Origin of the sequence: Arthrobacter sp. efr-133-R2A-63 (assembly GCF_030209795.1) — a bacterium.
In the GTDB taxonomy this organism is placed as follows: Bacteria; Actinomycetota; Actinomycetes; order Actinomycetales; family Micrococcaceae; genus Arthrobacter; species Arthrobacter bambusae_A.
In genome coordinates this window covers 26031-40308 of record NZ_JARVRG010000022.1, presented here as the reverse complement: position 1 = coordinate 40308, position 14278 = coordinate 26031, and the positions used below count along the sequence as shown (strand labels likewise).

Annotated in this window: 15 protein-coding genes; 9 read left to right on the top strand and 6 right to left on the bottom strand. The window is 64.1% G+C overall.

What is annotated here, in order from left to right; genetic code table 11:
• Positions 1-9: 9 nt before the first annotated feature.
• Positions 10-1554 carry an amino acid permease gene (locus QRN45_RS12125; RefSeq protein WP_078107477.1) on the bottom strand — a complete coding sequence of 515 codons (1545 nt, stop codon included), beginning with the start codon at positions 1552-1554 and terminating at the stop codon, positions 10-12.
• 136 nt (positions 1555-1690) lie between these two features.
• Between QRN45_RS12125 and QRN45_RS12120 the strand changes: the two genes are divergently transcribed.
• The 3 genes from QRN45_RS12120 (at position 1691) to purM (ending at position 4913) form a co-directional block, all read left to right on the top strand.
• Positions 1691-2074 (top strand): hypothetical protein, encoded by a 384-nt coding sequence (locus QRN45_RS12120; RefSeq protein ID WP_284763522.1) that lies wholly within the window; start codon positions 1691-1693, stop codon positions 2072-2074.
• Between the two features lie 62 nt (positions 2075-2136).
• Entirely contained in the window at positions 2137-3756 is a 1620-nt protein-coding gene (gene purF / locus QRN45_RS12115) for an amidophosphoribosyltransferase (protein ID WP_078107476.1), read from the top strand.
• On the top strand, positions 3753-4913 hold the full coding sequence (purM, locus tag QRN45_RS12110) for a phosphoribosylformylglycinamidine cyclo-ligase (RefSeq protein ID WP_078107475.1): 1161 nt from the start codon (positions 3753-3755) through the stop codon (positions 4911-4913). The genes purF and purM overlap by 4 nt, the downstream gene beginning before the upstream one ends.
• Positions 4914-4984: 71 nt before the next feature.
• Here the strand turns inward: purM and QRN45_RS12105 are convergent, their stop codons facing one another.
• The 4 genes from QRN45_RS12105 to QRN45_RS12090 form a co-directional block, all read right to left on the bottom strand.
• Positions 4985-5770 (bottom strand): VOC family protein, encoded by a 786-nt coding sequence (locus tag QRN45_RS12105; protein ID WP_241710137.1) that lies wholly within the window; start codon positions 5768-5770, stop codon positions 4985-4987.
• A gap of 110 nt (positions 5771-5880) precedes the next feature.
• Complete coding sequence (locus QRN45_RS12100; protein WP_284763521.1) at positions 5881-6861, bottom strand: TIGR03086 family metal-binding protein; 981 nt, start codon at positions 6859-6861, stop codon at positions 5881-5883.
• Positions 6858-7187 carry an ArsR/SmtB family transcription factor gene (locus tag QRN45_RS12095; protein WP_241710139.1) on the bottom strand — a complete coding sequence of 110 codons (330 nt, stop codon included), beginning with the start codon at positions 7185-7187 and terminating at the stop codon, positions 6858-6860. Before QRN45_RS12095 ends, QRN45_RS12100 begins: the two co-directional genes overlap by 4 nt.
• 242 nt (positions 7188-7429) lie before the next feature.
• Positions 7430-7663: a DUF3073 domain-containing protein gene (locus QRN45_RS12090; RefSeq protein WP_028265518.1), complete on the bottom strand. Its 234-nt coding sequence runs from the start codon at positions 7661-7663 to the stop codon at positions 7430-7432.
• A 221-nt stretch (positions 7664-7884) separates the two neighbouring features.
• Between QRN45_RS12090 and QRN45_RS12085 the strand changes: the two genes are divergently transcribed.
• Positions 7885-8505 (top strand): septum formation family protein, encoded by a 621-nt coding sequence (locus QRN45_RS12085; RefSeq protein ID WP_284763520.1) that lies wholly within the window; start codon positions 7885-7887, stop codon positions 8503-8505.
• Here QRN45_RS12085 and clpB read toward each other — a convergent pair whose 3' ends face one another.
• Complete coding sequence (gene clpB, locus QRN45_RS12080) at positions 8506-11175, bottom strand: ATP-dependent chaperone ClpB (protein WP_284763519.1); 2670 nt, start codon at positions 11173-11175, stop codon at positions 8506-8508.
• Between the two features lie 166 nt (positions 11176-11341).
• Here clpB and QRN45_RS12075 point away from each other — a divergent pair, with 166 nt between their 5' ends.
• The 5 genes from QRN45_RS12075 (at position 11342) to QRN45_RS12055 (ending at position 14276) form a co-directional block, all read left to right on the top strand.
• Positions 11342-11809 (top strand): SRPBCC family protein, encoded by a 468-nt coding sequence (locus tag QRN45_RS12075; protein WP_284763518.1) that lies wholly within the window; start codon positions 11342-11344, stop codon positions 11807-11809.
• 16 nt (positions 11810-11825) lie between these two features.
• Positions 11826-12695, top strand: coding sequence for a DUF4031 domain-containing protein (locus QRN45_RS12070; RefSeq protein WP_284763517.1), 870 nt, complete (start codon positions 11826-11828; stop codon positions 12693-12695).
• On the top strand, positions 12692-13471 hold the full coding sequence (locus QRN45_RS12065; RefSeq protein WP_284763516.1) for a 2-phosphosulfolactate phosphatase: 780 nt from the start codon (positions 12692-12694) through the stop codon (positions 13469-13471). Before QRN45_RS12070 ends, QRN45_RS12065 begins: the two co-directional genes overlap by 4 nt.
• Before the next feature lie 98 nt (positions 13472-13569).
• Positions 13570-13899, top strand: coding sequence for a PadR family transcriptional regulator (locus QRN45_RS12060; RefSeq protein WP_284763515.1), 330 nt, complete (start codon positions 13570-13572; stop codon positions 13897-13899).
• 2 nt (positions 13900-13901) lie between these two features.
• The gene (locus tag QRN45_RS12055) at positions 13902-14276 is read left to right on the top strand and encodes a DUF1048 domain-containing protein (protein ID WP_284763531.1); all 375 of its coding nucleotides are present in this window, start codon (positions 13902-13904) and stop codon (positions 14274-14276) included.
• Positions 14277-14278: the final 2 nt, after the last annotated feature.

Genomic DNA, 14278 nt, shown 5'->3' with positions numbered 1-14278 from the left:
CGTGTGTTGCTAGTTGAGCAGCTTATCGGCGTCGATCGTCAGGTGCTCCTGTTCGGCACTCGTCATGAACGTCCGGCGCCCCGTGGTGTACCAAAGCACGGTGGCAAGGAGGAACACGACCACGACGGCGATCGGCGCGTAGTTGAACGTGTCGATGGTGATGTCTGCGACGGGCGGAAGAACGAAGAGGATCACGATGACGGCGACCCACACAATGGCTATCCAGTTGATGATGGGACTCCATTTTCCGAGGTGCCACGGGCCTGGTACGAAGTTCTTGTTGAGCCTGCGCAGTAACACCGGTGTGATGTACGCGATGTAGAGGCCGATGACGGCGACGCTCGTCACGGCAAAGTACGCGGTGGTGTTGAACAGTGCGGGTGAAGCGAGCACGATCGCGCAGCCCACGCAGAGCCAGATGGAATTTGTGGGTGTGCCGCTCCGGGCGTTGACTTTGGCCCAGATACGGGAGCCTGGCAGTGCATTGTCGCGGGAGAAAGCGTAGGTCATGCGTGAGTTGGCGGTCACTGACGCCATGCCACAGAAGAACTGCGCGCCCACCACGATGGCGAGCAGGAATTTCGCTACGCCAGGGTTGCCAAGTGCATCCAGGAAAATCTGTGCCGGCGGCAAGCCGGTTGGCGTGGCACCTAGGGTCGTCAGACCCTCCTCTGAGCCGTTCGGGATCGCCGCGACGAGTGAGTAGAGCAGAATCCAGCCGCCAATAATGGAGATGACCACGCTCATGACAATCCCCTTGGGAGCAGCGATGGCTGCGTTCTTGGTCTCTTCGGCAACGTGGGCCGAAGCATCGTAGCCGGTGTAGGTGTACTGCGACATGAGCAGGCCCATGAGGAAGACGTACGGTCCGAAGGTGAAGCCGGTTTCGTTGTGCCATGCCGTCATCGTCCAGTCGAAGGACTGGTGGCTCGTGGGCATGATCCACAGCGCTGCCACGATGATCGCGACGCCCACAATGTGCCACCAGGCGGAGACATTGGACAGGAAACTGACAATCTTGACGCCGAAACTGTTGAGCAGGGCGTGGATGATCATCAGGACAACGAACAGCGCGAACGTACCGCCAGCGGTGGGCTCGACGCCGAAGGTGAGCGCCGCGAAAGCCATCATTGTTGTGGCGCAGCCAAAGTCGATTGCCGCCGTGACGGCCACTTCGCCGAGGAAATTGAACCAACCGACGTACCAGGCCCAGGCCCGCTTGTTGCGTTTGGCGAGCCTGCCGGCCCAGAAATAGAGGCCACCGGCGGTCGGGTATCGCGAACAAACCTCGGCCATGGAAAGTGCCACGCACAGGACCAGGAGGCCAACGATCGGCCAACCCACATTGATGGCAGCCGGACCGCCGGACTTGAGCGCAATGCTGAAGGAGGTAATGCAGCCAGCCAAGATCGAAATGATGGAAAACGAGACTGCGAAGTTGGAGAAGCCGGACATGCCGCGATGTAGCTCTTGCTTGTAGCCAAGCTCGGCGAGGGCCGCAGCATCTGCGTCTTGCACAGCCTGCACCTTCGCTGCCGTAGAACGATCACTCATGATTATTCTCTTTCTAAACGGAAGGGGGGAACGGGCCGACACCGCTCGCATCGATAGTGACCCACTTCACACCAATCTGTCAATGGTCTGACTTCAGACCACAAACCAACCTCCTCGGAACGGTAAGCTGGAAGGCATGGTTTCTGAGGGCGCGAACGCCGACGGCACATCGCAAAACAGCACGTCACACAACAGCCCGGCACGCAACGCCGCGGCAGACAACGGCACTCCGGAACGCCGCGGGATCACGGTCCGGCGCGCACCGAAGTTCGTTCCCTTCATGGGCCTGGGCGGGGTGCTCGGCATCATCGTTGCCGCATTCGTTGCCTACGGGATCCCCGGCGACGAGAGTTTCGACACCGGGGCGGTCTTCGGGTTCTTCCTTGTCTCTTTTGCCGCTGGAGGCGTTCTGCTCGGTGCCATCGCGGCCCTCGTGCTCGACAAGGTCAGCGTGCGGCGTTCCCGTCGCGCCGTCGTCGAGTCCGTACCCGACGGCACAGAGGACGACGCCGAGGGATAGGATCCCGGTCACAATGCCGCGTGAGGGAAAGTACCACGCCAACATCATGCGACAATTGACCAGTGGCACGTGGCGACGGAAAACTTTCTCATGATCTTCTCCCCGACGAAAAAGGACCTCAGGACGCTTGTGGCGTCTTCGGGGTCTGGGCGCCGGGTGAAGAAGTAGCAAAACTCACCTATTACGGGCTGTATGCGTTGCAGCACCGCGGACAAGAATCGGCTGGTATTGCTACCAGTGATGGCAAGCGCATCAATGTCTACAAGGACATGGGCCTCGTGTCCCAGGTCTTCGACGAGACAACCCTGAACACCCTCACCGGGCACCTTGCCGTCGGCCACTGCCGCTACTCCACCACCGGAGCAAGCCACTGGGCAAACGCGCAGCCCACCCTGGGCGCAACCGCCACCGGCACCGTTGCCCTCGCGCACAACGGCAACCTGACCAACACCGCTGAGCTCCGGGAAATGATCCTCGAGCTCAACGGCGGTCAGCTGACCGGCGAAATGAAGCAGGGCAACACCTCGGACACCGCCCTGGTCACCGCCCTCCTCGAAGGCGAAGAGGGCAAGACCCTCGAACAAACCGCGCTTGAGCTGCTTCCCAAGATCCGGGGCGGCTTCTGCTTCGTGTTCATGGACGAAGGCACCCTCTACGCTGCCCGGGACACCTTCGGCATCCGGCCATTGTGCCTTGGCCGCCTCGAGCGCGGTTGGGTTGTCGCCTCGGAGCAGTCGGCCTTGGCAACCGTCGGCGCGAGTTTCATCCGCGAGATCGAGCCCGGCGAGTTCATCGCCATCGACGAGAACGGCGTCCGTTCCCAGCGTTTCGCGGAAGCGACGCCGGCCGGTTGCGTTTTCGAGTACGTCTACCTTGCGCGCCCCGACGCTTCGATTGCCGGACGCTCCGTGTACGAGTCCCGCGTGGAGATGGGCCGCCAGTTGGCCCGCGAAAACACCCAGGTAGCGGACATCGTCATCCCGGTGCCTGAGTCCGGAACTCCGGCGGCAGTGGGCTACGCCGAGGAATCCGGCATCCCGTTCGCGCACGGCTTCGTCAAGAACTCCTATGTGGGCCGCACGTTCATCCAGCCCTCCCAGACCCTGCGCCAGCTCGGCATCCGGCTCAAACTCAACGCCCTTGAGTCCGTCATCCGCGGCAAGCGTGTGGTGGTAGTGGATGACTCGATCGTCCGCGGCAACACCCAGCGCGCCATCGTCCGGATGCTCCGCGAGGCCGGCGCGGCAGCCGTCCACATCAAGATCTCCTCCCCGCCCGTCCAGTGGCCCTGCTTCTACGGCATCGACTTCGCGTCCCGCGCAGAACTGATCGCCAACGGTGCCACCATCGAGGAAATCTCCCAGGCCATTGGAGCGGATTCGCTGGCCTACATTTCCGAAGACGGCATGATCGGCGCCACCCAGCAGCCGCGGGAACGCCTCTGCACCGCCTGCTTCACCGGCCAGTACCCCATCGCACTTCCGGGTTCGGACAAACTGGGCAAGAACCTCCTGGAGCGCACCGACCTCGGCGGGCTGCCGACGTCGGGCATCTCCGCCGAAGCCGCGACCGCGGACTCGGACGACCCGGCCAACAAGCCCGGCGCCACGGGCTGCGATCCCGGACCCGACGCCGAGTTTGAGAACCTGCTGACCGACGCCGATAAGAAAGAGTCTGTATGACCTCCGCATCCTCCGCCGCTGAGAACACAACCGGCATCACCTACGCGTCCGCCGGCGTCGACGTCGAAGCGGGCGACCGCGCCGTCGAACTCATGAAGGACGCCGTCAAGGCGACCCACAACAGCTCAGTGCTCGGCGGCGTCGGCGGTTTCGCCGGCCTGTACGACGTCTCGAAGCTGCTCACCTACAAGAAGCCGCTGCTCGCCACGTCCACCGACGGCGTCGGCACCAAGGTTGCCATCGCCCAGGCCATGGACATCCACGACACCATCGGCTTCGACCTGGTCGGCATGGTGGTGGACGACATCGTCGTGGTCGGCGCCGAGCCGCTCTTCATGACCGACTACATCGCGTGCGGCAAGGTTGTCCCCGAGCGCATCGCGGACATCGTCCGCGGCATCGCGGCCGCTTGTTCCGTGGCAGGCACTGCCTTGGTGGGCGGCGAAACCGCTGAGCACCCGGGCCTGCTGGGTGAGCACGAGTACGACGTCGCCGGTGCAGCTACGGGTGTTGTCGAAGCCGACGCCCTGCTTGGCCCGGACCGTGTCCGCGCCGGCGACGTCGTGATCGGCATGGCATCCTCCGGCCTGCACTCCAACGGCTACTCCTTGGTCCGCCGCGTGATCAACCACGCCGGCTGGGCACTCGATCGCCAGGTCTCCGAACTCGGCCGCACCCTGGGCGAAGAACTGCTGGAGCCCACCCGCGTCTACGCCGCCGACTGCCTGGACCTCGCCCGCGCATTCCCGGTCAGCGGCCTGGGTACTGCGCCCGGCGCCGTGCACGGCTTCAGCCACGTCACCGGCGGCGGCCTCGCGGCCAACCTTGCCCGCGTCCTGCCTCAAGGCCTCGTGGCCACGGTTGACCGCGCCACGTGGGAACTGCCGGCCATCTTCAAGCTGGTCTCCGAGCTCGGCAATGTGCCGCTGGCCGACCTTGAGCGCACGCTCAACCTCGGCGTCGGCATGGTGGCCATCGTTTCCCCCGAAATCGCCGACGCCGCCGTGGCGCGCCTCAATGAGCGCGGCTTGCCGTCGTGGGTCATGGGTACCGTGGCTGCGGACTCCGACTCGATTATCAAGAGCGGCCCGGACTACGTCCAGGGCGCCAAGGGCGTCGACGGCGGCGCCGTGCGCCTCGTGAACACCTATGCATAACGGTTCTTAATGCAAACGAGTGCCCACCCCCTTGCCGATCCGGCAGTCGGGTGGGCACTCTTGTTTAGGGCTTAGTTGCTTTCTGCGGCCATGACGCTGAAGGCGGCTCCGGCGGGATCGCCAAGGACTGCCATGCGGCCGACACCGGGGACATCGAAGGCCGGCGCGAAGACCTGGGCCCCGAGCTCGACGGCCTTCGCTACGGATTCGTTCACGTCCGCAACATAGAAGTAGGTCATCCAGAACGGCGGCATACCCTCCACAGGCTGCTTCATGGCGCCGCCTACGGACTTCCCGTCCACCACGAACTGGGTGTATTCCTGCAGATCTCCGGCCGCGGCCGTCTCGCTGGCGCATCCCGTCACGGATTCATAGAAGGCCACGGCCTTGGGGACGTCGTTTGTCTGCAGTTCATTCCAGACCACCGTGCCGGGTTCATTGACCAACCCGGCGCCATGGTGGTTTCCGGCCTCCCAGAAGCCGATCTGCGCACCCGTGGGATCGGCGGCGAAGAACATCCGCCCGCTCCCGTTGGGGACGCTGTCCGGCGGGAAGAGGACGTTTCCGCCCGCCGCCGTCACGCGCTCAGCGGCCTCATCGACCGAATCGACGGCGAGGTAGTTGCCCCAAAAGGACGGCGCCCCTGCCGCAGCCATGTCCGGCATCTGCTGCATCATGCCCGCTACGTAGCGCTCCTGCAGCTTGGCCATGTAGTAGGTCATGCCGTTGCCGGCATCCATCGAGTCCAATTCCCAGCCGAACAGATCACCGTAGAAGGCCTTGGAAGCCTCAATGTCCGACGACGAAAGGTCCACCCAACACGGAGTTCCCTGCTTGTAGCTATCAACCTGCGGCATTGCTATCCCTTCGTTGAATAGCCGGCTGGCGCCGGCGGATACCACGTTCAAAGTAGTACGGGGGTCCGACACTGACAACAGCCGGCGCCGGTGGACCCCTCAGGAACGTTCTATGCGTGAACAGTCCGGCCGGTGAACGCGACCAGGCGCTCCAGGCTGGATGCCGTCTCGGCGACTTCCTGGGCCGGCGCGAAGCTGCCACTCGCGCGGACCTGCTCGCTGATGGTGTTCTGCGCGAGGACCTCGACGTAATCGGTCAGCTCATCTGCCACCGAGACCTCGAGGCCCAGGGCCTTGGAGAAGTCCCACGCGTGGACCAGGAACTCGAGGTTGAGGATCGAGGCGACCATCGTGGCCGGCAGTTCGGCGAAGCCCATGTCGATGGTGCCTTCAAGGCCGCGGCGGTGGAAGGCTTCGAGCGCGGGCTGCGCAAGGTCGGCGATGCGCACTTCAGGCGACTTGCCGGAGTCGTCGGCTACTTCGGCGCCCAGGGCCTTGGCGATGCCTGCAATCGATCCGGCGAGGTGGTCAAGCAACTGCGAGACGTTGAAATCGGCGCACGGGGTCTGGGTCTGCGCGTCGGCTTCCGTGACGTGCGCCAGCACGCGCTGCACAATGGCAAGCGTGGCGTCCGCGGAGGTGAGCTCGTTGAGATCGGCGGGGGCTGCGGCCCATTCGTCGGCACCTGCGTCGCCCGCGGAGGCGGCAGCGAGGAGGCGGTCGAGGTAGTGGTTCCAACCCTCGGAGTGACCCGCAAGGGCTTCCGCCGTCGGCAGTCCCTCGTGCACCAGACGCACCGTGGTCCCGCCGTCGGCCGGCTCAAGGGTGATGGCTACGGTGGAGACGTTGTCCGCCGGCGCTTCGGGCTGCTCCCAGGCCCAGGTGAAGACGACGCGCTTGCCCGGCTCGATTTCGGTGAACGTTCCGGCCGCGTGGTGACCCGGGGTGATGGTCCAGCGGTATTCACCGCCTACCTTCAGGTCGACGCGTGCCGCAACGGTCTGCCAGCGGCGGAGGCGTGCGGGCTGCGTGATGAGTTCGAACGCCTGGTCGACGTTGAGGGGAAGAAGAACGGTCTTGTCGTAAATCATGGTGATTCCTCTGATGTTTGAAGGCGGTCGGTGGTGAAGTGTTGTGCGTCCGCGAGGAGCATGTCCAGCTCAGCGGTCCAGAACTGCTCAAAAAGCATCCGGAGTTCTCTCATGCCGCCGTGATCCAAGCGGTAGTAGCGGTTGCGTCCCTCTTTGCGGGCCGCAACGAGGCCTACCTGCTCCAGCAGCAACAAATGCTGCGAGACGGCGGATCTGCTTACCGTGAATTCGCCAGCCAGCTCCGTCACGGTCCGCTCGCCCGCCGCAAGCAGGTGCAACAGACGCCGCCTGTTCGGCTCCGCGGCAACTTCCAGTGGGTCGAGCATGGTTAATACGTTAGCCGTCACTAACACATTCCGTCAAAGGCTTCCGCTTGGGATTCCTGGCCGACTTTGTGAGGTACGGGACCCTGTAGGGCAAAAGGGAACGAAAAAGCCCGTAGGGCGCGCCAATCAAGGCGCGCCCTACGGGCTCGATCGTTTTGGGTGGCATCCGGGGATGCCAAATGACCTCGTGTACGACGGCGATACGCAACTCGATGCCGAAAGGCACCTGATTGTTGCTACAGCTATCCGATACGGCGGGTGTCTACCTCGTCGTCATCGTCTTCCAAGTCCTGTGCGTACTTGTCCTCGTAAGCCGAGTAGTCCGGCTCCGGCGGATCATCCGCGAATCGGCTCGTCGCACGACTTGATGGCCCGGTCAGCTCGCGCTGAAGGGCCGAATAGTCAGTGTTCGGGGAGTAGTACTTAATGTCCCGAGCCTGCTTGGTAGCTTTTGCCTTTTGACGGCCGCGCCCCATGGCGTGACCCCCTTTTGTACTTGGACCGGAGGTGGTCACCTTGGCTATCGGTGAGGCCCCGGAATGTTTGGTCAATTTGTCGTATGTCTAGATTACATGCTTTCGGGAGCTACTGCTTGCCATGACCGTCGCGAAAGCGGCGTCACCGTTCCACCTGGCAGCATCACCGTTCGTTGGCATGAAAAACTTGGGTAGAGTCGCCCTAATATCGGGCCGCACGCATGAAAGGCGCAAACTCAGACATGGGCCACGACAACACCCCCCAGGGCAACAACGGTACAGGCGACGAGGAGTCGTCGGCAGACCCTGGTTCCCCCCTGCGGAGCGCCCTGGACTCCATCACGAAGTATCGGATCATCATCGGCGGCATTGTGCTGGGCGTACTGATCCTCATAGGCGTGGTGATCTGGATCCTCGTTGGAGTCCTGGCCAATCATCCGGCGGCCGTTTCCACCCCCGGACCGGCCACGTCCACCAGCCGCGGCCCCCTCCCGGCGGACGTCGAGGCAAAGGATTACCAGCTGGGCGATTGCTTCGCGGATTTCGACTCCAATGCCACCACGTCCAAAGTGGTGGACTGCACCACCGGCCATTCGGCCCAGCTGGGTGCCATCTTCCGGTACAAGGCTGAGGACAGTTTCCCCGGCGCCAATGCCTTGCGTGACAAAGGCCGCGAAATCTGCCGTGATGTGATGCTCAACGAAGCCTCCACCAAGTACGCACTCCTGCAGCAGAACGTGTACCCGAGCGCCACCAGCTGGGACAACGGTGACCGTCGCGTGGACTGCTTCATCGTGGTCAACACGGGAAACACGCTCAAGGAATCGGTGCTGCAGAAGTAGTCAGTCCTTCCGCCTCACTGTCAGGCCGCTGCCCACTGGCGCTCCGCCGTCGGGACCCGTCAAAGCTTCGAGCCCCTTGATGGTGAGCTCGTCGAAGTCGGCCGCGGTGTCCACCAGGACCGTGTCGCCGTCCGCGATCTCTCCCGCGAGGATCTCCCTGGCCAGGCTGTCGCCGATCTCGCGTTGTACCAGCCGTCGCAATGGACGGGCGCCGTACGCGGGATCGTAACCGGACATCGCGAGCCAGGCACGGGCGCCGTCGCTGACCTGGAGGGTGAGCCGACGGTCGTGCAGCCGCTTGGTCAGCTCGTCCACGTGCAGCTCGACGATCCTGGCGAGCTCGTCCACGCTGAGCGGATCGAACAGCACAATCTCATCTAGCCTATTGAGGAACTCCGGCTTGAAGGACGAGTTGACCACGGCCATGACCGCGTTTCGCTTCGCCGTGGGGTCCAGCGTTGGATCCACAAGGAATTGGCTGCCCGAGTTGGAGGTCAACACGAGGATGGTGTTCCGGAAGTCCACGGTGCGGCCCTGCCCGTCCGTGAGACGGCCGTCGTCAAGCACTTGCAGGAGGATGTCGAACACTTCGGGGTGGGCTTTCTCCACCTCGTCGAGCAGGATGACGGAGTACGGTCGACGGCGGACCGCTTCCGTGAGCTGGCCGCCTTCCTCGTAGCCCACGTATCCGGGAGGGGCGCCGACCAGCCGGGCTACGGAGTGCTTCTCCCCATATTCGGACATGTCGATCCGCACCATGGCGCGCTCGTCGTCGAACAGGAAGTCGGCGAGTGCCTTGGCGAGCTCGGTTTTACCGACACCGGTGGGGCCCAGAAACAGGAACGAACCCGTGGGACGGTTGGGGTCGCTGATGCCCGCACGGGCGCGGCGGACGGCGTCGGAGACGGCGGCCACCGCCTTGGACTGGCCGATCAACCGTTTTCCGAGTTCCTCTTCCATGTGCAGGAGCTTCTGGGATTCGCCCTGCAGCATGCGGCCGGCGGGGATTCCGGTCCAGGCAGAAATGACCTCGGCGATATCGTCCGCCGTGACTTCCTCCGCGACCATCAGGGCGGGCTTCGCTTCGCCGCGCGCTTCCCGGGCGGACTCTTCCTCGGCTGCCGCACTGAGCTCACGCTCCAATGCGGGTAGTTCGCCGTAGAGAATGCGCGAGGCAGCCTCAAGGTCGCCTTCACGCTGGTGTTTTTCAGCGGCCGAACGAAGTTCGTCGATTTTCGCCTTGAGGTCGCCGACACGGTTGAGTCCGGCCTTCTCGGCTTCCCAGCGGGCATTCAGCGCCCCAAGGGCTTCCTTCTTGTCCGCCTTGTCCGCACGGAGCGCAGCGAGGCGTTCGATGGAGGCCGCATCGGTCTCGCGCTCGAGGGCCAGTTCCTCCATGGTGAGACGATCCACGGCACGGCGAAGCTGGTCGATTTCCTCGGGAGCGGAGTCGATTTCCATGCGCAGCCGGGACGCGGCCTCGTCCACGAGGTCGATCGCCTTGTCCGGCAACTGGCGGCCCGAGATGTAGCGGTTGGAGAGCGTGGCCGCGGCCACGAGGGCAGAGTCCGCGATGGCTACCTTGTGGTGGGCCTCGTAGCGTTCCTTGAGGCCGCGGAGGATGCCGATGGTGTCCTCGACGCTCGGCTCGCCGACGTAAACCTGCTGGAAGCGGCGTTCCAGGGCGGGGTCCTTCTCGACATTCTCACGGTACTCGTCCAGCGTGGTGGCGCCGATGAGGCGCAGCTCGCCGCGGGCCAGCATGGGCTTGAGCATGTTCCCTGCGTCCATGGCGCTTTCACCGGTGGCACCGGCTCCCACCACAGTGTGGATTTCGTCGATGAACGTGACGATCTGCCCGTTGGAGTTCTTGATCTCCTCCAGCACGGCCTTGAGCCGTTCCTCGAATTCACCGCGGTACTTCGCGCCGGCCACCATGGATGCGAGGTCCAGGGCGATGAGGGTCTTGCCCCGCAGGCTTTCCGGCACGTCACCTGCCACGATGCGCTGGGCGAGCCCTTCCACGACGGCGGTCTTGCCGACGCCGGGTTCACCGATCAGCACGGGGTTGTTCTTGGTGCGGCGGCTCAGGACCTGGACGACCCGCCGGATTTCACTGTCCCGCCCGATCACGGGATCCAGCTTGCCGGAGCGCGCGACCGCCGTGAGGTCCGTGCCGTATTTCTCGAGCGCTTGGAAGGTGTTTTCCGGGTCCTGCGAGGTGACTTTCCGGTCGCCACGGACACCCGGCAGGGCGGCGAGGAGCGCTTCGTGGGAGGCGCCGGCGTCGCGCAGTAGCTTCCCTACGGCGTCGCTCCCGGCAGAGAGACCCAAGAGGAGGTGCTCAGTGGATACGAAGGAATCACCGAGTTTCTCGGCCTCGTTCTGGGCGGCCTGGATCGCCTGCATGGAAGGACGGGAAAGCTGCGCTTGCTGCACGGAACTGCCCGACGACGACGGCAAGGCCTTGATGGCCGAACTCGCCTGTACGCTCACGGCATCCGGGTCCGCACCAGTGGCGCGCAAAAGCGCCACGGCAACGCCCTCGCGTTGGTCCATGAGCGCTTTGAGCAGGTGGGCTGGCTCCAGTTGCGGATTTCCGGCGGTGGAGGCGTTCATGGCCGCGGCGGAAAGAGCCTCCTGGCTCTTGGTGGTGAATTTGACGTCCATGGAAGAGCTCCTCTCGGGAAGACGACTGTTTCTCAAAGTTGAGTCTACTATGCTCAACTTTAACGAATCATCCCTCCTGCTCCATGTTTGCCGACGGCGAAACCCCTGTCCATAGCCCCGCCCGCTTATTGCGGCGCGGCGACCCTCGCCGCCGTACGATATGCACATGGCACCCTTCACAGTCACTCGCGATGCGCTGATCCCCGCCGCGCCCTCGGACATCTTTCCCTTCGTCAACAACTTCCACGAGTGGACCAAATGGTCTCCGTGGGAAGCTGTCGACCCCCAGCTGAGCCGCAGCTACTCGGGCAACGAATCGGGCGTCGGGGCCAAGTATGCCTGGAGCGGCAACAACAAGGCCGGCACCGGGACCATGGAAATCGTTGGCTCGGAGGAGCCCGGCAAGATCGACATCCGCCTCGAATTCACCAAGCCAATGAAGGCCGTCAACCCCACGGGGTTCACGTTCGTGCCCGAAGGGGACGGCACCCGCGTCACCTGGACAATGGCCGGCGAGAACAAAGGCCTCGGCAAAATCTTCGCCCTGTTCATGAACATGGAAAAGATGGTGGGCGGCGACTTCGAAAAGGGCCTGGCCGCGCTCTCGGCGGTAGCCACCCGGAAAAACTCCTAGTTCCCAGGCGCCGGCCATGGCTGTCTACGTTGATCCGCCTCTGTGGCCCGCGCACGGGACCGTGTTTTCGCACCTCGTCTCGGACACGTCACTCGAGGAACTGCATGCCTTCGCCGACGCAGCGGGGATTCCGGAGCGCGCCTTTGACGGCGACCATTACGACGTCCCGGAACGCCGCTACCAGGATCTCCTGTCCGCAGGCGCCATTCCCGTGGAGGCGCGCATTCTTGTGCGGAAACTGATCGCGAGCGGCTTGCGGATTCCTGCCCGCCAACGCAGCAAGGCGCTCACCGTGCCCTTGCTTGAGCGCTGGAATTCGACGCTTCCGGGGCATGAGGAGCTGGGTTTTGAGCTCCTCGAACGCTGGGGCGAGGACCATCGGAAGTACCACAGCCGCACGCATTTGCTGGCGGTCCTGGAAGCCCTTGACCTCCTCAGCGAACCCACAGCGCCTGCGCACTCGGTGACTTTGGCCGCCTGGTTCCACGACGCCGTCTACGAGGGAATCGCCGGGCAGGACGAAGAGCAATCAGCCAGGCTGGCCGAGGACCGCTTGGCCGTTGCGGGCCTTCCCGTGCCAGTGATCGACGACGTTGCCCGGCTGGTCCGGCTGACCTCCACCCACAGCCCCGAACCGGGAGACCACGCCGGCGCCCTCTTGTGCGACGCCGATCTGTCCATCCTCGGCGCCGAACCCGCGGCGTACGCCCGCTACCTGGCCGCCGTCCGCGAGGACTACGCCCACGTCAGCGATGGCGACTTCGCCGCAGGCAGGGCCGCCGTCGTCCGCCAACTGCTTGCTTTGGACCCGCTCTTCCACAGCGAACGAGCGAAGAGCCTGTGGCTGGACGCCGCCCGCCGCAACCTGGAGGCCGAACTGTCATGACCATGGCGGGGACGGTGCATCGGCAGCTTCCGTTCACCGTGAGGTTTGAGTGGGGGCTCGACGGCGCCCGTTCCATTGCGTCTGGGGCGGACCTCGCCGTCGTGGTTGACATCCTTTCCTTCACCACCTGTGTCAGCGTCGCCGTCGATCGTGGTGCCGTGGTGTTCCCGTACCCGTGGAAGGACGCCGGGGCCGAAGATTTCGCCGCCCACCACGATGCCCAGCTGGCTGGTCCGCGAGGCGGCGGTGGACTGAGCCTCTCGCCGTCGAGCCTGCGGGACGCGCGGAGCTTGAGCCGGGTCGTCCTGCCTTCACCCAACGGGTCTTCCATCGCATATGGTCTCGCCCGGGAAATCCCGCTCATCGCAGCCGTCTCACTTCGCAACGCAGCGGCCACCGCGGATTGGGTGGCATCCGAACTGCCCCCGGATGCGGTGGTGGCGGTGATCGCGGCCGGCGAGCTCTGGCCCAGCCGTTCGCTCCGGCCCGCCGTGGAGGATCAGATCGGGGCAGGCGCCTTCATTGCCGGGCTCGCTGCCGCAGGGCGAGGCGGCTTCACACCGGAAGACGGAAGGCAAGGCTTCGCTCCGGAGGCCGAGGCCGCGATGGCGGTCTACAACGCTGCCGAACCCAGGCTCCATGACGTTCTTCGAGGCTGCTCCAGCGGCCGCGAGTTGATCGGCGCAGGGTACGCGGACGACGTCGAGATCGCAGCAGAACTCGACGCCGGGACCACCGTGGCCCTGTTGAGGGACGGCGCGTTCCGGCGTCCTTGAGTCCGCTTATGAATGTTCGGCAAGGGCTTGCGGTTCCACTACTTAGCGCTACTATGTACTGGTAGCTAGTAACACTAAGTAGTGAAGGGAGGAGTCCAATGGGCAAGCAGATGACGGAGATGCTCAAAGGGACCCTGGAGGGCATCGTTCTCGCCCTCCTGACCGGGAATCCCGCGTACGGGTACGAAATCACGACGCTGCTCCGGGGGCAGGGCTTCACCGAGATCGCCGAGGGCACCGTGTATGCGCTGCTCGTCAGGATCGAGCAGAAGGGCCTTGTTGATGTCGAGAAGCGGCCGTCCGAGAAGGGCCCGCCGCGCAAGGTCTATTCGCTCAACGAGCAGGGCGAGAAGGAACTGGACGAATTCTGGAATACGTGGAGTTTCCTGTCCGATCGACTGGAACAGCTCCGAAAGGGAGGAAAGTGAACATGGCCGCAGGGTGGATCGAGCAGCTCACGGGATCGCTCGAACAGAAGAGGCAATATCGGCAAAACAAGGCACGCGTGGAACGGCTTCCGGCGGACTATCGCGCGGTGGCGACCGCGCTGGAACGGTACCTGATGTATTTCGGGGCCATCACCAAGGGAGATGTCCTGCTGCGGATGCTCGGCGATCTCACCGATCTCTTCGAACAGAGCGCCGCGGACGGAACGCCGATCCGCGCGATCGTCGGAGACGACCCTGTGGAGTTCGCCGAAACGTTCATGCGGAACTACACGGGCGGTCAGTGGATCAACAAAGAGCGTGAACGCCTGGTCAAGGCCATCGACGCCGCCGCCGGAGACGACGGGAAGGAGGGGTAATC

Bases quoted from the DNA above. Each gene is read 5' to 3' on its own strand.
- QRN45_RS12055 (WP_284763531.1), top strand. From the start codon at position 13,902: ATGGCCGCAGGGTGGATCGAGCAGCTCACGGGATCGCTCGAACAGAAG.
- QRN45_RS12085 (WP_284763520.1), top strand. From the start codon at position 7,885: ATGAAAGGCGCAAACTCAGACATGGGCCACGACAACACCCCCCAGGGC.
- QRN45_RS12090 (WP_028265518.1), bottom strand. From the start codon at position 7,663: ATGGGGCGCGGCCGTCAAAAGGCAAAAGCTACCAAGCAGGCTCGGGAC.
- QRN45_RS12060 (WP_284763515.1), top strand. From the start codon at position 13,570: ATGGGCAAGCAGATGACGGAGATGCTCAAAGGGACCCTGGAGGGCATC.
- QRN45_RS12125 (WP_078107477.1), bottom strand. From the start codon at position 1,554: ATGAGTGATCGTTCTACGGCAGCGAAGGTGCAGGCTGTGCAAGACGCA.
- QRN45_RS12120 (WP_284763522.1), top strand. From the start codon at position 1,691: ATGGTTTCTGAGGGCGCGAACGCCGACGGCACATCGCAAAACAGCACG.
- QRN45_RS12075 (WP_284763518.1), top strand. From the start codon at position 11,342: ATGGCACCCTTCACAGTCACTCGCGATGCGCTGATCCCCGCCGCGCCC.
- clpB (WP_284763519.1), bottom strand. From the start codon at position 11,175: ATGGACGTCAAATTCACCACCAAGAGCCAGGAGGCTCTTTCCGCCGCG.
- purM (WP_078107475.1), top strand. From the start codon at position 3,753: ATGACCTCCGCATCCTCCGCCGCTGAGAACACAACCGGCATCACCTAC.
- QRN45_RS12065 (WP_284763516.1), top strand. From the start codon at position 12,692: ATGACCATGGCGGGGACGGTGCATCGGCAGCTTCCGTTCACCGTGAGG.
- QRN45_RS12070 (WP_284763517.1), top strand. From the start codon at position 11,826: ATGGCTGTCTACGTTGATCCGCCTCTGTGGCCCGCGCACGGGACCGTG.
- QRN45_RS12105 (WP_241710137.1), bottom strand. From the start codon at position 5,770: ATGCCGCAGGTTGATAGCTACAAGCAGGGAACTCCGTGTTGGGTGGAC.
- QRN45_RS12100 (WP_284763521.1), bottom strand. From the start codon at position 6,861: ATGATTTACGACAAGACCGTTCTTCTTCCCCTCAACGTCGACCAGGCG.
- QRN45_RS12095 (WP_241710139.1), bottom strand. From the start codon at position 7,187: ATGCTCGACCCACTGGAAGTTGCCGCGGAGCCGAACAGGCGGCGTCTG.